This is a genomic window from Sphingobacterium sp. LZ11T8 (assembly GCF_024261425.1).
In the GTDB taxonomy this organism is placed as follows: Bacteria; Bacteroidota; Bacteroidia; order Sphingobacteriales; family Sphingobacteriaceae; genus Sphingobacterium.
In genome coordinates this window covers 747,833-766,964 of the sequence record NZ_JANBZY010000001.1, presented here as the reverse complement: position 1 = coordinate 766,964, position 19,132 = coordinate 747,833, and the positions used below count along the sequence as shown (strand labels likewise).

Here is a 19,132-nt window from a genome sequence, read left to right as displayed (position 1 = left end):
AAATTTTGTTTAAAAACGGATGTGTTCAACCAGTTTTTCAAATATTTTAACAAATTGTTTGAAAAATGAAAAACTATTATTTAACTTTAGTCAAGCGATGAATAAAAGAGAACAGGTAAAGAGTCGGATCGAACAGGCCGCGATGGAATGTTTTGAGCGCTATGGTTTAGATAAAACCACTTTAGAAGATATTGCGAAGGCCGTTGGGCTGAATAAAACATCGTTGTATTATTATTACAAAAAGAAGGAGGACATATTTATCGAGGTTGCCCTGCGCGAAGGAGAAAAATATATCCAAACTCTACAAGAAGCTACAGCAGAGAAGACCGAGATCGAGGATTGTGTGGCCTTTTATCTGGAGTCAAGGTTCAATTACTACACCCAGGTGTTGAATATGAACCGCGTTTCGGTTGAGACCTTGCACAAACTTCTGCCTAGATTTTTTGAACTGTATGATGCCCTGATGCATCGTGAAAAGGAATTCTTGACGGCCCTTTTGGAAAAGGCCATCCAAGAGAAGAAGATCAGGATGAAAGATCCAAAGGAAGTGGCTTCCGTACTGATCAATTTCACCGATGCGCTGAAGCATAATGTTGAGCAACAAGCTATTCTCAAGAGAGAAACCAATATAGACTATACTCAGAGCCTTAAAGACATAAAGACCCTCGTGACTTTAATATTTGAAGGAATAAAATAGACTAAGCAGATCCCCAAGGTAATTGAGTTTATGGAGCTTGTTTGTAATTGTAACGAATTATAAACTAACCAAATAACCATGAGAAAAATTGCCTACATAATTTTGGTGATTTGCTTTCTTGCACCTTTTGCCGCAATTTCCCAACAGATTGTCCAAGGTGTTGTCAAAAACCAGATTACCCAAGAGCCCGCAACGGCTATTTCTATTCGCGTCAAAGATGATCGTGCAGGAACCTTTACTGACGATAAAGGCCACTTTCAACTGCGGTTGAACAAAGGCTTTCCACTGACCCTATTGATTTCCTCCATAGGCTATGAAAAGCAGGAAGTGCTGGTCGAAAACAATCAAAGCCCTATTTTGATCGACCTCGTCCCAACTTCCACCTTAGCGCAGGAGGTGGTGGTTTCCGCAAGCCGTTCCGTACAGACCAAATTGTCTTCTCCGGTAACCATTGAGCAGATCAGTACCAAAGATGTGCAGAACTCGCCACAGATCAACTATATGGATATGGTGCAGGGCCTACGTGGGGTAGATGTTACGGTGTCCAGCTTGGGTTTTACCTCGGTTACGACCAGGGGTTTCAATACCAGTGGTAATACCAACTTTACCCAGATTGTAGACGGAATGGACAACCAGGCTCCGGGACTGAACTTCCCATTGGGATCGGTTATCGGGCTTACGCAACTGGATGTAGACAATATTGAATTATTATCAGGAGCTTCTTCGGCGCTCTATGGTTCCAGGGGATTGAACGGAACCATGGTAATGACCGGAAAAGATCCGTTTAAGTATAAAGGGTTAAGCGTTTTGGTGACACAAGGGGTAAACCATGTCAATAGCAAAAAGAACAATGACCCCGTATCGGCATCGCCGGTTTACGATTGGGTCATCCGATATGCCAATACCGTAAACGATAAATTTGCCTTTAAGATCAATGCTCAGTATTCGAAAGCAAATGATTGGGTAGCCAATGATATGCAGAACAAGAATGGGCCAGGAGGCCCAGATGTAGATCCGAATTACAATGGTATCAATATGTATGGAAGTGCAACAAATACGGATATCAATCCTTTCCTATATGCTGCCATGATGGGTAATCCGGCTTTGACGCCATTGATCGAGCCCATGTTGGCAAAACCAAACTATGTGGCTAGGACAGGGTACCCAGAATGGGGCTACTTGGACAATAATGCCAACATGTTTAAGGTGAACACTGAACTTCGATATAAGATAAATTCCGATTTGGAAGCCATCGCATCGGGGACCTTTGGTACAGGGAACATCGTCTATACCAATGATACCCGATATCAGATCAATGATTTCAAGGTGGCGCAGTACAGACTGGAGCTGAAGAGTGAAGATTGGTTCGTTAGGGCCTATACAACCCGTGAAAATTCTGGAAATACGCTGATTGCGGGACCGACATCGCAGTTGATCAATGAGGGTTGGAAAGTAAGTTATGATGGCAATGTAGGTGGATGGTACCCTGAATATACCGAAGCCTTGGTGACAGCATTGGCAACGGGATCGGATATGCAAGCGGCCCATATTGCCGCTAGGCAATTCGCTGATCAAGGAAGATTGGTAGAAGGCTCTGAAGGATTTAATGCACTGAAAAAACAGATTTCCCAAACGCCTATCTCGGAGGGGGGAACACTCTTCTTGGATCGCTCAAAACTGTATAACGCTGAATTCCAGTATAACTTCAGGAAGCTGATTCCATTTATGGATGTCATTGCTGGTGTAAACTGGAGACTGTACAGCCTGAACTCCAAAAACACGCTTTTCCCTGATTTGGACAAGCCGATCAACGTGAAAGAATATAGTGGCTATCTATCTCTTGGAAAACGTCTGGTCGACGATCGCTTGACCCTGAATACGTCCTTCCGATTGGATAAGAATACCCTATTCGGCAAGCCAAAATTGACCTCGAGAGCGTCGGCGGTCTTCCAGACAGCTTATCAGAATTACCTGAGGTTCTCTTATCAGAATGCCTATAGTTTCCCTTCTAATATCCAGGCTTTGCAGAATACCATGAATGGTTATAACAGTTACTCTTCGGGTGGTTCGAACCTGTTGTTGAACGATCATTATCACTTCAACGAATTCCCGCCATATACTTTGGCAAGTGTCCAGGAATTCCAGCAAACCAATGATCCTACTGTGCTAAAGAAATTTGAGTACGATGATATTAAACCCCAAACGGTCAATTCATTCGAGGTAGGCTATGCAGCATTGATTGCGAAGCGCGTCATGTTTGATGTATTAGGCTATTTCTCTACCTGGGAAAACTTTATTGGCTACGCGAATGTGGCGAATAGCCCGGGTACCGATGATGTAAATGCGTTTAAGGACCAAAGCAAATATGTGACCTACAATATGGCTTTCAATGGTGGTGAAACGGTAAATACCTATGGTTATGCAGCCAGCGTGAGCGTGGATCTAGGCAAGAACTTTTTGACGAAGGTGAATTACTTCTCAGACTTCCTGAAGAATAAGAACAATAGCCAGATCAATAATTTCAATACGCCAAACTACCATGTGAACATGGAATTTGGAAATAGTGGTTTCGGAAAGAAACAAGTTTGGTCATTTAATACTACCTTAAGGTATAAACCAGGTTTTCATTATGCAGCAGCAGGCGGATTGGGCGAAGGCCAAATTCCATCTTCGACTGTAATCGATGCGCAGATCAGTTATAAGATCCTGAAAGCACGTTCGGGAATCCGCATCGGAGGAACCAATATTACCAACAAATACTATACTACAGGTATTGCTAACCCGAGGATCGGAGCGATGTATTACGTTAGCTATGCCTATAATATTTTTTAAGATTAACCAAAAAAACAAATCACATGAAAAGCATTTCAATAGTTGCAATCTTCTGTTTGGCCCTGTTGGTCGGCTGTAAAAATTCGGCCGATAAGACCAGTGGTTATGGAACGCAATTGAGTTTCGGCCCTGGGGAGGAAGAAAAGATCGAGGAAGCATTCCTCTCGCTAAAAGACAGTACGGAGATTTTCCTGAAAGAGGGAAACTATAACTTCCAGAACTTGAGCATTGCTCAAGTAAACCATATCCTGATCCGCGGTGCAGGACCGACGAAAACGAAGTTGAACTTTAAGGACCAGAAGCAAGGGGGTGAAGGTATCCGCGTTACAGATGTGACCAACTTCAAGATACAGGGTATGGAAATCAGGGATTCTAAAGGGGACCTCCTGAAAATAAACAATGGTAAGGATATCGTGGTTTCCGAGCTGCATGCGATCTGGAGTACTGCCGATTCGACCAGTGGAGGTTATGGTATCTATCCGGTTCTCTGTAGCAATGTACTGATTGAAAACTGCTATGCAGAAGGCGCTTCGGATGCGGGAATCTATGTAGGGCAGACCAAGGGTGCTATCGTAAGGAACAGCAAGGCGGCCAAAAATGTGGCCGGTTGCGAAATCGAGAACTCGACGGATGCAGAAGTCTATGATAATGAATTCTACGATAATACCGCTGGATTCTTGGTGTTCGACCTTCCTGATCTGTCCCAGCGTGGCGGCAGGATCAAGGCTTACAACAACAATATCCATGATAATAATTTCAGGAACTTTGCAAAAGCTGGAAGCTTCGGTACTTCCTGGGGAGTGGGAAATGCCTCACCGGGTAGCGGAGTCATTATTTTGGCCACTTCGGATGTTGAGATCTTTGATAACAAGATTACCAATAATAATAGCTCAGCCGTAACCATCGCTTCTGGATTTACCGTAGACGATAAGGCGGCAGAGAAAATCAATGATAAATACTCGCCGATCCCGACAAATATCAAGATCTATGGCAATACGATAACCATGGGGAATGAATTTCCCAAACCGGCCTATGAGCATAGGGTAGGGCAATTGATCATTGCCACTGAACAGCAAATGAATGGAATCGATCCTAACAGAAAGAACAAGAGGATCCCTGCGATTCTATATGATGGGGTGACCAGCAATATCATGACCCAAGGAACAACGCCAAATCCTGATCAGGTCTGTATCAACCAACCTGGGGAAAATATGTTTGTGAATGCTGATTTCGCCAATGTTAAAGATCCGGCGAAATGGAAGCCAAACAGCAATGTTCAACCATTTGAATGTAAGTAGACATGTCTAACTTGATAAAGATATCTAGTTGTTTCTTGCTCTTGGTTTTCATGGTTCAAGCATGTCAAAACCAAGGTAAGAAACAGCAAAATACCCCTACTGAATTCCAGTTTAAGGAGAAACTATCTGATTATGGTTTCTTCAAAGGAAAGCTTTCGGAATTGAATCCTAATCCTGGATTGATTTCTTATGACCTGAGCAGTGCGTTATTTTCAGATTATGCTATCAAAGATCGATTTATCGTTTTGCCGGAAGGTAGCAAGATGAAGTATGTGGACAATGAAGAATTGGAGTTTCCGGATTCGACCATCATCATCAAGAATTTTGCCTATCGAAACAGCGATGATGAGAAGATCATGATTGAAACCAGGCTGTTAGTAAAGGACCCCGCCGACCATAATTGGAAGGTGATGAACTATCTGTGGGATGAGAAACAGGATGATGCGGTGAAATTTATCCGTGGTGTGGTCTTGCCTATCAGCCTGAAAGATGATGAGGGGAAATTGCACAAGACCAATTATATGGTGCCTAATACCAATGATTGTAAGCGCTGTCACATCAAGGATTCAAAATTATTACCAATTGGTCCAAAAGCAAGGAACATGAATTATACCCGAGCTGGTCAGACCGAAAATCAACTGGTCTGGTTAGCGAAGGCGGGTCATCTGGAAAATTTACCGGACCTGAAAGAGGTTGAAGCTTTGCCGAATTGGTTAGATAAAGCGAATTTCAGCCGTGAGCAGCGCGCTAGGGCATATCTGGACATTAACTGCAGCCACTGTCACCGTAGAGGTGGGGATGCTTTCAATACAGGATTGTTCCTGGAATATACCGAAACGGATACAGTACGATTGGGCTATCATAAGGGGCCGGTTTCAGCAGGTTCTGGAGCTGGGGGCTTGGATTTTGACCTCGTGCCCGGTTCTCCCGATAAGTCCATCTTGTATTACAGGATGAACAGCACGGAACCCGGAACGGCCATGCCTGAGCTTGCGCGATCGATGATACATACAGAGGGGGTGGAATTAATAAAAGATTGGATAAAGCATTTGTAATCAAGAACTATAAAAAAAACAGCATAAAGAATTAGAATAATGAATGATTCAATTCTACAATTGTTTGATGTTCAGCAAGAACATCAACAGGAGCTTCGTATGAGTTCTGCTAAGGTGCGCATCGCTAAGCTGCGGCGGTTGAAGGCTAATATTTTAAAGTTTGAGAACCGCATTTTTGAGGCTTTGGATGCAGACCTGCGGAAGAATGCATATGAGTCTGCTTTGACTGAGGTGTATTTTATCTATAGTGAGATTGATTTTGCGATCAAGCGACTTCCTTCCTGGATGAGAAAGAAGCGGAAACCCCATACCTTGACCAGTTTTTTGTCGAAAAACTGGATTCAGTATGAATCCTTGGGCACCTCTTTGATTATCTCCCCTTGGAATTACCCCTTTCAGCTGAGTATGAGTCCGTTGGTTTCTGCAATTGCTGCAGGCTGTTCGGTGATATTGAAGCCATCGGAATATAGTCCGAGGACTTCTGAAGTTATCCGGGACCTCATCAACGAAACCTTCCCGGAAAAGGAGGTGAAATGTGTATTGGGAGAAAAAGAACTGGCAACGGAATTACTTAAACTGCCATTCAACAAGATATTTTTTACGGGCAATCCAGAGGTAGGTAAGATTGTCATGAAAGCAGGGGCGGAGCATCTTTCGAGCGTCACGCTGGAGTTAGGTGGTAAATCGCCGGTCATCATTGCGGAGGATCATGACCTCAAGGCGGCCGCCCTTAAAATTGCCTGGGGCAAGTTGATCAATGCCGGGCAAACCTGCATCGCGCCAGACTACCTCTATATTCCCAAAGGGGCCATCGAAGCTTTCAACCAAGCATTCCAGGAAGCCTGTCGGGAATTGTTCTATTCAGATGGTACCCTCGATTACAAGCGTTATGCAAAGATCATCAACAGCAGGCACCAACAACGGATTGAAAGGCTCCTCGACGATGCATTGATGCGGGATGCTAAGGTATTATGGCAAGCTGAAGGCGAAGACCATCAGTCAATTTCGCCAGTCTTGCTCACAGATGTAGCCCAGGGAAGTAAGATCATGGAGGAGGAGATATTTGGTCCAATCCTACCTGTTATTCCATATAATGATATTCAGGAAGTGCTAGACCACATCAACTCCAATCCTAAACCATTGGCGATGTATATTTTCTCTGATAGCAATTCTTTTACCGATACCTTGCTGAAACACTGCAGTTCTGGGTCTGTCTGTATCAATGATGTGCTGATCCAGGTCTCAAATCCTAATCTGCCTTTTGGTGGGGTAAACCACAGTGGTATAGGAAGCTGTCATGGATTCTATGGTTTTAAGGCCTTTTCACATGAAAGAGCCATTATGAAGCAAACGAAATTCTCATTTTCTAAAATGATCTATCCACCATATCAAGGTAAAGAGGCCGTATTCAAACTGTTGAAAAGATGGATGTAAAAGAGCTTGATCGTTAGTTAGTAGGTTTAATTGATTGAGGGAGTCTCCAAGCATTATTGGAGGCTTCTTTCTTTATTATAAAACCTTGGAATAGTTTCTGTTGTTCTATTCGATGAATCTATAATACGACATCAAATGAAATCTATATTATTTATTGTGCCAATAGCGCTATTTCTAGCAAGCTGCAATAACCCAAAGCAAGAAGCAAATAATGATAGTCCGGCAGTTGATAGCGTTCAAGCTGTTCCTGAATCTTCAGATACTACCCAAACAGATATACCTGAGAAGGCCATAGAGCTTAAGTCCAGTTGGGATTCCATCAGTCTTCATAAAATGTCTAAAATATCTGATACCATCAGTTTTGATAGTAAAGATTTTAAACAGATCGATGCGGAATTGCACAGCGACAAGCCCGGGAATATCCGTTTTAATCTGATTGTCCTACCGGATAACAATACCGATGGTCCATTTGGGAAGGATGTTCAGTATAACTTGGATAAAAAGGGGACCTATAAATTGGTCATCGGAGAAAGCCTGATGCAGGGAGACCCTTTTGATGGTCATTATACCATAAGGTTCAAGGGGCAGTAAAAAAGAACCTAGCCTTTTGGGGTAGGCTAGGTCCAAACGATAACCTATTTATTTAGAGAAACTTTTCAGATTGTACCTTATGGTTAGGCCGTAGGTTCTGGGGTCTGCAATGATACCGGCATATTGCCCGTAACTACCAGGTGCGGCAAGCAATTGTTCGTAATAATTTTTGTCCGTAAGGTTGCGGCTCCAGATGGACAGGGAGATTCCATTCTCCGCTTTGAATCCCAATCGGGCGTTTAATAACGCATATCCATCTATGTTCAAATATTGGGAAGGGGAAGGACTCGATGAGAATTCAGATCTATAGAAGAGGTCAGATCCTAAGAAGAATGAGCCTTCCAGACCAATCAAACTTCCTTTTTGGCTCAGTTCAGCGCCTAGGGAAGTCGACCATTTCGAAATGCCTGGCAATCTTCCTCCGGAAATGTCCTTAAAAGCTTCAGGCCCTCCTACTTCCTCCAGTGGAACCGGGGCATTTGTGAATTTCACATATTTCCCATCTGTATAGGCCGCAGCGGCATTGATCCTGAGGTAATTCCCTACACGCAGGCTTCCGTCCAGTTCTATCCCTTTCACACTCACCTTTTCCGCATTGGCTAGATAACCTCGGTTTACGCCAGGTTCTGGCGTCTGCACCAGTGTTTGGTAATCCTTGATGTCAGTTTGATAAAGGGTCAGGTTAAGGATGGAATTTCTGCTGGGGCTTGATTTCAATCCTATTTCTTTATGGTTGACAGCTTCCGGCTTTACCCTTGCGAGGTCAAGCAATACTTCGCCTTTGGCAGTAGGTAATCCACCAACATTGATCCCTACAGGCTTGTAGCTTATGGCATAGGTTGCGAAGGCATTCAGGTTTCGGTTCCACTTGTATTGTACCGATAGCTGACCTGATAGATTGCCGGCAGAAGCATCGGTAACAAAAGACTGGTTGGTATATACAGTGTTTTTGAGGGCTATTAATGCTGGGTCTTCAGTCTGTAGGCCTCCATAGGTCTTTCGATCGTAATTGGCCTCCTTCTTATCGTGGTTATAGCGTAGGCCCGGAAGGAGATGGAGCTTTTCCGTGATAGCCCAGTCTAATTGTGAATAAGCGGCCAAGCTTGTTGTTTTGATGCCGTATTTGGTCTTGATTCCAAAGTTGTCAAACAATCCCGGAGTACTCCACAGGTCGCTGTTGCTGTTCTGGGCAAATCGCCAGAGCGCAGATCCAGCCTCTTCGGTATGGACCGGGTCTGTCCTCAGATCTTGATATAATCCGAATAGCCCAACCACCATATCGATGTTTTCCCTTATTTTTCCTGAATAACGAAACTCTTGGGAGTATTGATCGTGGGCCGAATTACCGGCAGAGATGGTAAACACAGGTAGACCAATATAATCCCTGTCATTCAATGGGACCCATTTCCAATAGCGCCAAGCTGTCGTAGATGTTAGGGTTCCATTCCCTATTTTAATATCAGCATTCAAGGATATACCGCCCAGTTCATTGTCAGCTTTTGACTGCGTGTTTAGATCAACCTTTCTTTCAAAGGCGTTTTGATAGGGTTGTTCATACCCTAAATCTTTGATAATAGCATTGAATTGGCGATAATCTGCGCGCTGTGTTTCAACCACTCCCGCTATGCCCCAGCCATAACCATCAGGCTTTTGAATGCTCTTGTCGGCTGCAAGACTGATGTTGACTCTATCATTCGGCTTATAGAGCAATTGTGCCCTGAGGCCTAAGTTATTCATGTTATTGATCGCTCGATTGGTATGGACATTATATAGGGTGCCGTTTCTTTGGGTTCCTGAGAAGGAAATTCGGGCAGCTAATTTATTGCTGATCGGACCTGTCAGGGATGCCTTGCCTTGCAGGAAACCATAATTTCCATAACTCAATTCAAAGTTCGCTGCCGGAGTGAATTCTGCGGGTTTTGATGTTACATTAAAAGCTCCTGACGTGCTGTTCATCCCGAAAAGGGTGCCTTGCGGCCCACGTAATACCTCTACCTGTTCTATATCGATAAAATCCAACCAAGTTGCCGCAGGTCTAGCCAGATAAACACCATCTAAATAGAATCCAACACCGGGATCAATGCCGTCATTGGTCAAGCCATAGGTAGAACCCAGACCTCGAATATTGAGTGTTGTATTTCTGGCGTTGGAAGCATAAAGCTGGACGGTGGGGGCAAGTTCCTTGATCCTATTGACGTTGAATGCCGAGGCATCATCTATGGTTGCTGCATTTATGGTCGTTATCGGAATCGGGATATCCTGAATCTGTTCCTTCCGTCTCCTGGAGGTCACCACAATCTGGTCCAGTTTTTCCAGGCTCGGTTTTAGAAGGATTGTCGCAGGAGATTGGTTGACTGATATCCGTTTCTTTTGATAGCCTAACCTTGATATGATAAGCTTAAAAGGCAGTTTTTGCCCAGTAACAAAGTGGAATTCACCATTTTCATCCGTTTTCACTTGGTGAGTTACACCGTCCAACTGTAACGTCACATCAGGAATAGGTTCTCCACTGATGGAGTCCAAAACGGTACCTCTTAGGGTGGCATTGATGATCGCTTGGGGTATTTCTTGTGCTATGCTGCCGTTGTTGCTTACAAAAAAGGCAATAGCAAGGCTTAGAAAGCTAAAAGTTTTCTTAAAATTCATGAAATAAGTATTAGGGTTGAAAGTTACTCCCGGTCAACAGGAGCCTTAAAAGAATGGATTAGCGGAAATGTTTTTCAATTCCCGCTTTAATCCTATTGGGGGAAGATAATTTCGCTGCACATTCGTTCAGGTTCAATGCTGAACTTACCTTGCTTATTGTTGCTGTTGTTTTTTGTTAAGGTTTTGAGGGTTGATTTCTTGCTCTTCATTATGACTGTCGTTTGTTTTACAAAACAAATGTAAAGAGTATATTTAAATAAAGTCTACTAATATTGTAGACTTTATTTAAAATAGTTAATAACCTTTTGATTATTAGCTAAATAAAATTTATATAAACTGTAAAGCGAACCTTATTTTCTGGGAAATAAACTTGCAGATGCTAATATTTACAGTAGAAGTCAATGGATTAATTGAATGAATTTTATTCTTTAAAAATGGTATTCTTCCATGAAATTAAAAATTTTGCTTAAAAACTCTTTTGCTATTCAGCGAATATGAAGTAAATTACATTTTGCTAATTCACATTTTGCACTAGCTAGCCAATTTAAATAGTGAGACGTTTATTTTTTAAGATACTTGTTACCATATATGTTTTTGTACTCATTCTATTCTGTCAGGAGTCTTATGGCCAGTATGGTTTAGAATTTTCCAGTCATGAAAAGGAGCTGGATAAGCGGACGAGCCTTTCGATCGGTACAGAGGAATCAATTGAGCTTGCGAAGCATACGGAATTGACCTTTGATATTCAATTTAAACCTTATCAGCAAGATTATTTCGGATATATCTTCCGCCTCATATTGGATGAGCAATTGAACATCGATCTCATCTATGACCGTAGGCAAGATAATGGAAGGCACTTTAAATTGGTGGTTGGGGATAAATTCACGGACATCAATTTTGATATACCCAAAAACGAGCTTTTCTATCAATGGACCAAAATCAAGATCTTACTTGATAAGGAAAAAGGAAGTTTAGTCCTATCCACTGCGAAGAACAGCTTCACCCATCAAATGGATTTAAAGGGCCGATCTGCCTTTAAATTGCTATTTGGTTTCAATGACTACAAATTCTTTCAGAGCTCCGACCTTCCGCCGATGCGGATCAAGGATGTACAGATATCTTGCGATGAAAAACTTTGCCATCATTGGAAGCTGGATGAAATAACTGGCAATACGGCAAGGGACGATCAAGGCTCTTTAAAGGCCTTTTCAAAAAACCCTTCATGGATCAAGAGGCAACGGCAAGAATGGCGACTTGAAAATGAATTCTATGTTTCCGGACAGGCTAGTGTTGCCTTTGACCAAAGAAATGAAAGTGTATACATCGTATCCGAAGACTCCTTGGTTCGGACTAATCTAGGAGCAACGGTCAGTACTTCATGGCCTTACCTGAATGGGCCGCTCTATATGGTCAATGGAAGCCAATCCTTGTTTGATCCAAGCTCAGGGAAGGTACTCAATATCTCCATCGATCAAAAGCTAGTATCCGCATTTGATACCTTGACAAGGTCCTGGTCCCAATCCTTCCAACATCCTGCACACGGAACGCATTACCTGTCCTTCAATAAATTTTATTCCGCAAAGGATTCCAGTATCTATATGGTAGCTGGATACGGACATTTCAGATACAAGAGTGCCATCCACAAATACCATATTCCCAGTAATTCCTGGGACAGCCTATCCTATGCCGGAGACCCTTTGTTTCCGCATTACTTAGGCGCTATGGGGGTTGATAAGGGTGCTGTTTACCTATTGGGCGGATATGGTAGTACCACGGGCGACCAGATGCTGAACCCAAAGATTTCCAATGATTTCGTCTTGATGGACGTCAATTCCAAAACCTTCAAGACGCTAGGGGAAATCAAATTTCCTATTCCCGAAGCGGTATGGGCCAATTCTTTGGTCATGGATGAAGCATCCAATACCATGTATGGACTCATGTTCCCTAGGAATAAGTTCAAGTCTTTCTTACAGCTCGTAGCGATGTCCAAAGACGGAAAGAACCTTCAGGAATTGGGAAGTACCATTCCTTTTGATTTTCACGACATCAAATCATTTGCAGATTTCTTCTATTCCAAGGCCTCCAACCGATTTGTTGCCGTCACATTGTTTTATGATAGTGCGCTGAGTCAGAGCCGAGTTCGCATCTACAGTCTATTGGCGCCAGCTCTGCCCTACCAGATCTTGGAAGGCAATGCCAAGGCTAAATCAAACAATTGGATCTGGATAATTGGACTGGCCACCCTTGCCGGATTAGGATTACTATTCTGGATTAAAAAAACGAATAGAAAAACTCCAGAAACCCAAAAGAATCCATCGGTTGAACGCAAGGATAAGGAAGAAAGCCCAGTATTGGCCCCTATTCTAAAAGAAACAGCTCCAAAAAACAGCAAGATCGATAGGGCCACCATCAATCTCTTCCGAGGCGATATCCAGATCTTTGATCAGCAGGGCGACGAGATCACCAAGCAGTTCTCGCCTTTACTGAAAGAGTTGCTGACCATGTTTGTGGTCTATACCATTTATCGTGGCAGGGGAGTCAGCTCCGAGAAATTAATGGAAATATTCTGGTCCGATAAATCCACCTCCAGTGCAACCAACAATAGATCGGTAAATATCGCCAAGATCAATGCCCTATTGGAGCAATTAGGCGAGATGAAAATCTCCAAAAAAAGCGGCTATTGGAGTATTGAAAGCATTGAAGATGTCCATATCGACTTCTCCGACTTTATGTATCTCTTCAATAAATCTGAAAACTTAGATAGACAGGAAATAGACCGATTGCTCAAAATCCTTGAAAAAGGAGGTTTCATGTTCGATACAGATTATGAGTGGCTAGATGGTATCAAGGACGAGGTGTCCATTCATGCAACCGGACTATTGTCCAGTCTGATGAAAAACTTGGACTTTGAAAAGGATTCCGAGACCATTATTGAAATTGCCAATCGAATCTTCCATTTTGATTCTGTCCACGAAGAGGCCATGGTCTATAAATGTAGAGCACTCGTACAGCGAGGTTACCACAGCCTAGCCCACCAATGTTTCGAGAACTTTTCCCAAGTCTATCAGCAATTATACGATGAATCCTATAACCGGACTTACCGGGAAATTGTATAAAGTAAAATATTAATAAAAAATAAAGCGCTGAATTTCAGTGCTTTATTTTTTATTTCCAGTCCATTAATGTTTTATTAATGCTTTGTTATAGTCTCCAATTTAATCTTGTTTCATAATCAATTTATAAACGATGAGACGAAAGCAAGAAACCTTTATCCTGCCTGATACCTAATCCAACTGGAGCCTTCGGTTTTAGAAACTAAAGGTCGTATCGACACCTATTTTAATACTTGATGGCGACATCAAGAGTGACTACCAATTTTCAACAAATTAAATTATGGGATTAAAAATCATCAATTCCTGCTCATCCTATTGGGGCAGGCGGTTCAAACAATTATCCTGGCGATTGGCGATAGTACCAGTCTTGACGTTATCCTTAGGTACCGTATTCGGTCAGCAAAGGAATGTCAATGGTACAGTAAAATCAACCGACTCAAAACCTTTAGCTGGGGCGACCATCAAAAACACCAAGACTGGCATCAGTACCACCTCGGACTCCCAAGGCTTGTTTTCCATTGCCGTTTCTCCGGGTGACCGCTTGGTTATTTCTTATGTGGGCTATCTTGGTCAAGAAGTCCTAGTCGAGAACAATTCCAATATTCAGATCGAATTGCCGAATGACAATACCACTTTGGAAGATGTCGTGGTGGTTGGATATGGTACGCAGAAAAAAGCGACCCTTACTGGAGCCGTATCCTCTGTGACCAATAAGGAGATTACGATTACCAAAAATGAAAACGTCGTAAACATGCTTACGGGCAAGCTTCCGGGGGTCCGTATCACCCAACAGACCGGACAGCCTGGAGCTTTTGAATCCAATATCGATATCCGCGGTATGGGCGAGCCCCTGATCGTAGTCGATGGTATCCCTAGAGACAAGGATTATCTATCCAGAATGGATGCCAATGAGATCGAAAGCGTATCTGTTTTGAAAGATGCATCCGCTGCGGTCTATGGTGTTCGTTCGGCGAATGGGGTATTGCTCGTGACCACCCGCAGGGGAGCCAGTGCAGATCAAGGTTTCGAAATCGGCTATTCCTATAACCGTGGTTTCCAACAGTTCCTGTATGTACCCAATACGGTCGGTGCAGCCGACTTCAGACGCTTGAGGAACGAAGAGCTTTGGAGAAATTTCAATAACAACTACCCGAACAAATTGCCCGCGACATGGGACGATGCCAGCATCAAAGAATATGAAGACGGTACTAAGCAGTCTTCCAACTTCCTTGACGCGGCTTTTGATAAAACCTCGCCGCAACAACAACATAACCTGACCGTCAATGGAGGTTCTGAAAAGGTGAATTACTTTTTCAACTTAGGTTACATGGACCAGATGGGTTCATACAAAAGCAAGAGCTTAAACTACAATCGCTATAACTTCCGTTCCAATGTAGATGTCAAGATCACAGATCGCCTAAAGGCCTCCTTGGACCTTGGTGGCTATGCCGATGAGACCAATCAGCCTAGAACAGATATGTGGGCAGTTTATAAGCAAGCTTGGCGACAAAGACCAGATATCCCAATCTTCCTGAACAATAACCCAATGTACCCGAACTTTGACATGATCGACAACGAACATCCTGTCTCCGTAACGGATGCCGCACAAACCGGTTATAGAAAGTTCTTGAGAAAACAATTCAATAGTATCCTTTCCTTAGAGTACAAAATCCCGTATGTAGATGGATTGGTCGCGAAAGGTACCTATAACTACGATTTCAAATACACCGATAATACCGATTTCAAAAAATCTTACCCATTGTACAGCTACACACCTGCAGTATTGGGTCCGAATGGCGAAGTCATAACACCAGAACGCTATGATGCCCACGAGAAAAACTCTCCATCGTCCGTACGCCGTTCTGCCTATCCTGATTCACATACCCTGATGCAGTTCTCCTTGAACTACAACAAATCTTTTGGTGTTGGACATAATGTTTCCGGATTACTATTATTCGTCGAGGAATACAACAAATGGGATAGTTTCTATGCCCAACGCGAGATCAAGGTCAATTCCGAATACCTTTTTGCTGGAGAGGCTAAAAACCAATTGGCCGATATGGAAGGTATTGGCGAGCGTACCGCAAGAGGTTTTGTGGGTAAATTCAATTATGATTTTAAAGGGAAATACCTAGCTGAATTCAGTTTCCGTTATGATGGTTCTTCCAAATTTCCTAAAAATGAACGCTGGGGTTTCTTCCCTGGAGCTTCAGTGGGATGGAGGATCAGTGAGGAAAACTTTATCAAGGACAACTTCAGTTTTATAAACAACTTAAAAATCCGTGGTTCCTATGGTGTCCTTGGGGATGACCGTTCCGCTGGTAACTACCCTTCCACCTTTGTCGGATTTGCATTGGATCCGAATAACCTGGGCTGGATCTTTGGACAGGATATCGTTAGTGGCGCCTTGCCAACTGCTATTCCTAACCCGAACCTAACCTGGTATACCTCCAAAACTGCCGATATTGGTCTGGATGTCGATCTATGGAATGGTCTGTTTGGCATGACCTTCGACTACTTCAATCGCTATCGCGATGGTCTATTGGCCACCCGCTTGGACCTGATTCCGGGAACTGTAGGAGCAAACCTGCCTCAGGAAAACCTGGAAAGCGACCGTACCTTTGGTTACGAGGTTTCCTTGACCCACCGCAATCAGATCAACGACTTCAATTATTTTGTGAATGCACAGGTTTCAACCACCAAGAGCCAATTCCAAAACAGGATCGAATCCCCTGCAGGAAACTCCTACGACCATTGGAGAAACCGCTATGCAGACCGCTACAAGGATATTTGGTGGGGTAATGAATATGTAGGTCAGTTCGGATCTTACGAACAGATCTATAATCACCCAACACAGGTCGGTAGTGGAACCTTGCCAGGCGATTACTATTACAAAGACTGGAATGGCGATGGTTTTGTCAATGGAAATGATGACCACCCGATTGCAACCTTCAATATGCCATTGATCAATTATGGTTTCAATATCGGTGCATCCTGGAGAGGGGCAGACCTATCGATGAACTTCCAAGGAGCAAATAAAGTCTATACCCGTTATACAGAGGTTCTAGTCGCGCCATTGCAATTCCAAGGAGGAGCATTGACCCAATTCTTGGATCGTTGGAGACCGGTAGACCCTAATGCAGACCTCTTCAATCCAAACACACAATGGATTTCAGGTTACTATCCTTCTACAGGATCCCCAATGGCCGAGGGTACCCGTGCTATCCAAGATGCTTCGTACCTCAGGTTGAAAACCTTGGAACTGGGCTATACCTTCCCGAAAGAATGGTTGGAGTCCATTAAAGTGAAGAGCTTCAGACTTTATGTTAGTGGATATAACCTGATGACCTGGACAGGGATGAAATATTCAGATCCTGAACACCCTGGGTCAGAAGGAGGCTCATCATCACACATGGTGGATACCTACAAATACCCATTGAACAAGACCTATAACATTGGTGCATCCATTAAATTCTAAGTTTAATTGACATTATGAAAACTACATTATCAAAAATATTGGCTGTCCTACTACTGGTTCTAGTGGGTTCCTGTCGCAAGATGGACCTTGAACCTCTAGGTGTATTGGACGAGAAAGCCTTATACGGAAATGAAGATGGTGCTAGGAAATTTGTTTCCGGAATTTATAGCCATCTTCCCATCGAAGACTTTGTTTACCACCCTGAAAGAGGTTTCCGTTGGGACAATTATTGGGTGAACTCCGATATCTTGGCTGCTATATCTGGAGAGATGACCGGACAGTTCTGGGGCGTTGCTGGTGCTCAAGGTTTTGGCTATTGGCCTTATGACCGTATCCGGAACGTCAATGGTTTTATTGCAGGATTGCCGACCTACAAAGAGAACTTTTCTGAGGATGGATATAATAATATCCTTGGCGAAGCTCATTTCCTGCGGGCATTCTTTTACTTCGCATTGGTAAAGCGCTATGGTGGAGTGCCAATCGTAAAAGATGTCCAAGATCCGCAAGCGGAAAAGGAAACCCTATTGGTTCCGAGAAACAAAGAAGCAGATGTCTATAAGTTCATCCAAGAAGACCTACAGTTTGCTGTAGATAACATGTCCAGTACCTCTGAGAAAGGGAGGGCGAATAAGTATGTAGCCGCGGCTTTATTGTCCCGTGCAATGTTATACGCGGCGAGCGTTGCCAAATATGGTTTCTACTCCAACTTGCAGGGCGATGCAGCAAGCAAAGGCTTTGTCGGTATCCCAAGACAGGAAGCTGAATGGTTCTATCAAAAAGCTTATGATGCCGCAACAGTAGTGCTTAATGGACCTTATTCTTTATACAACAAGAAACCAGAAGACAAGGAGATGAACTATGTTGACGTGTTTATCGATGATAACAGTCCTGAAGACATATTGATCAAACAGTACAATATTACGGCACCTTATGGAACCCGTTTGAAACATAGTTATGATGCGACTTTGCTCCCTAACCCAACCTTTTCAAGTGATGCAGAATCTATGGCATACCCAGTTTACAATATCGTTGAACTGTTTGGTGAATTGCCGGTTAATGATGCTTCAGGTACACCTATCCGGTATACCGATCGCAAAGCCTTATATGCCGATGCAGAACCTCGTCTCCGTGCAACCGTTTATTTCTCTGGAATGGAACTACGTGAAGGTGCCGAAAAGAGAAGCTTTGATATGTTGCGTGGGCTTTATGTCTCTTTTCCTGGCAAAGCTAGCGATGCGCAGATGGGTTCCAATTCAGCTCCTATCAACAGTGAAGCCAACAGAATCTTGGCCGGCCCGAAAAATACACAGTACACGTATAAGGGAACCAAGATTGGAGTCACCGGAGAGCATGGTATGTGGAAAGACGGGCATGCAAATAATAGCCGTACTGGGTTCTATGTCCGTAAATACATCAACTACAAAATGTCCACCAAGGAGGTTAAGTTTTATAGCAGTACCCAGCCTTGGAAGGTTATCCGTTTGGCTGAAATTATGCTGAACAAGGCAGAAGCGGCATATGAATTAGGCTTGTTGAAATCCAATGAAGCCTTGAAAACGGAAGCTTTTACCTATATCGCCAAGGTCCGTGATCGCGCTGGTGCTAAACCTTACGCATACAACCCTACAGCTGCCAACATCAATAAATATGGTTATCCATTGGATGGCAACCTGCAGTTTATCCGCGAGGAAAGAGAAAGGGAGCTATGCTTTGAAAACCATCACTGGTGGGATATCAAAAGATGGAGAATTGCGGATGTGGAACTGAACAATTTCGTGCCGAATTCACTCATGCCTTATTTGGTATTGGATGAGTTGAAATACAAGCCAAACGGCGAAAGGATCAATTCTTACATCTTTATCAAAGAAAGAGAGCCTTGGAACAAGACCTTCAATTTTGAGAAGAAATGGTATTACGAACCACTTCCGGGTGGAGAGTTGAACAAGAATCCAAATTTATATCCTCAGAATCCTATTTATTAATCTAAT

At 43.2% G+C, this 19,132-nt stretch carries 10 protein-coding genes; 9 read left to right on the top strand and 1 reads right to left on the bottom strand.

Annotated features, from left to right (window positions below):
- The first annotated feature begins 97 nt into the window (after positions 1 to 97).
- From NLF99_RS03250 to NLF99_RS03225, 6 genes are all read left to right on the top strand, one after another.
- Positions 98 to 697: a TetR/AcrR family transcriptional regulator gene (locus NLF99_RS03250; protein WP_185212838.1), complete on the top strand. Its 600-nt coding sequence runs from the start codon at positions 98 to 100 to the stop codon at positions 695 to 697.
- 78 nt (positions 698 to 775) lie between these two features.
- Positions 776 to 3,529, top strand: coding sequence for a carboxypeptidase-like regulatory domain-containing protein (locus tag NLF99_RS03245; RefSeq protein WP_254526693.1), 2,754 nt, complete (start codon positions 776 to 778; stop codon positions 3,527 to 3,529).
- Positions 3,530 to 3,552: 23 nt separating this feature from the next.
- Positions 3,553 to 4,827: a parallel beta-helix domain-containing protein gene (locus NLF99_RS03240; RefSeq protein WP_185212840.1), complete on the top strand. Its 1,275-nt coding sequence runs from the start codon at positions 3,553 to 3,555 to the stop codon at positions 4,825 to 4,827.
- A gap of 2 nt (positions 4,828 to 4,829) precedes the next feature.
- Positions 4,830 to 5,882, top strand: a complete 1,053-nt coding sequence (locus NLF99_RS03235) for an SO2930 family diheme c-type cytochrome (protein WP_254526692.1) — start codon at positions 4,830 to 4,832, stop codon at positions 5,880 to 5,882.
- A 39-nt stretch (positions 5,883 to 5,921) separates the two neighbouring features.
- Positions 5,922 to 7,316, top strand: coding sequence for an aldehyde dehydrogenase family protein (locus tag NLF99_RS03230; protein ID WP_254526691.1), 1,395 nt, complete (start codon positions 5,922 to 5,924; stop codon positions 7,314 to 7,316).
- Positions 7,317 to 7,451: 135 nt separating this feature from the next.
- Positions 7,452 to 7,907: a hypothetical protein gene (locus NLF99_RS03225; RefSeq protein ID WP_254526690.1), complete on the top strand. Its 456-nt coding sequence runs from the start codon at positions 7,452 to 7,454 to the stop codon at positions 7,905 to 7,907.
- Between the two features lie 48 nt (positions 7,908 to 7,955).
- On the opposite strand, the gene NLF99_RS03220 is transcribed toward NLF99_RS03225, so the two are convergent.
- Positions 7,956 to 10,553 carry a TonB-dependent receptor gene (locus tag NLF99_RS03220; protein WP_254526689.1) on the bottom strand — a complete coding sequence of 866 codons (2,598 nt, stop codon included), beginning with the start codon at positions 10,551 to 10,553 and terminating at the stop codon, positions 7,956 to 7,958.
- Positions 10,554 to 11,104: 551 nt separating this feature from the next.
- On the opposite strand from NLF99_RS03220, the gene NLF99_RS03215 reads away from it, so the two are divergent.
- From NLF99_RS03215 to NLF99_RS03205, 3 genes are all read left to right on the top strand, one after another.
- A complete protein-coding gene (locus NLF99_RS03215) occupies positions 11,105 to 13,669 on the top strand; it encodes a hypothetical protein (RefSeq protein WP_254526688.1) in 2,565 nt (854 codons plus the stop codon).
- 277 nt (positions 13,670 to 13,946) lie between these two features.
- A complete protein-coding gene (locus NLF99_RS03210; RefSeq protein ID WP_254526687.1) occupies positions 13,947 to 17,144 on the top strand; it encodes a TonB-dependent receptor in 3,198 nt (1,065 codons plus the stop codon).
- A gap of 14 nt (positions 17,145 to 17,158) precedes the next feature.
- Positions 17,159 to 19,126 carry a RagB/SusD family nutrient uptake outer membrane protein gene (locus NLF99_RS03205; RefSeq protein WP_254526686.1) on the top strand — a complete coding sequence of 656 codons (1,968 nt, stop codon included), beginning with the start codon at positions 17,159 to 17,161 and terminating at the stop codon, positions 19,124 to 19,126.
- Positions 19,127 to 19,132: the final 6 nt, after the last annotated feature.

What these genes read in the sequence shown, in the direction of transcription:
- NLF99_RS03250 (WP_185212838.1), top strand. Translation starts at nt 98, where the DNA reads ATGAATAAAAGAGAACAGGTAAAGAGTCGGATCGAACAGGCCGCGATG.
- NLF99_RS03245 (WP_254526693.1), top strand. Translation starts at nt 776, where the DNA reads ATGAGAAAAATTGCCTACATAATTTTGGTGATTTGCTTTCTTGCACCT.
- NLF99_RS03240 (WP_185212840.1), top strand. Translation starts at nt 3,553, where the DNA reads ATGAAAAGCATTTCAATAGTTGCAATCTTCTGTTTGGCCCTGTTGGTC.
- NLF99_RS03235 (WP_254526692.1), top strand. Translation starts at nt 4,830, where the DNA reads ATGTCTAACTTGATAAAGATATCTAGTTGTTTCTTGCTCTTGGTTTTC.
- NLF99_RS03230 (WP_254526691.1), top strand. Translation starts at nt 5,922, where the DNA reads ATGAATGATTCAATTCTACAATTGTTTGATGTTCAGCAAGAACATCAA.
- NLF99_RS03225 (WP_254526690.1), top strand. Translation starts at nt 7,452, where the DNA reads ATGAAATCTATATTATTTATTGTGCCAATAGCGCTATTTCTAGCAAGC.
- NLF99_RS03220 (WP_254526689.1), bottom strand. Translation starts at nt 10,553, where the DNA reads ATGAATTTTAAGAAAACTTTTAGCTTTCTAAGCCTTGCTATTGCCTTT.
- NLF99_RS03210 (WP_254526687.1), top strand. Translation starts at nt 13,947, where the DNA reads ATGGGATTAAAAATCATCAATTCCTGCTCATCCTATTGGGGCAGGCGG.
- NLF99_RS03205 (WP_254526686.1), top strand. Translation starts at nt 17,159, where the DNA reads ATGAAAACTACATTATCAAAAATATTGGCTGTCCTACTACTGGTTCTA.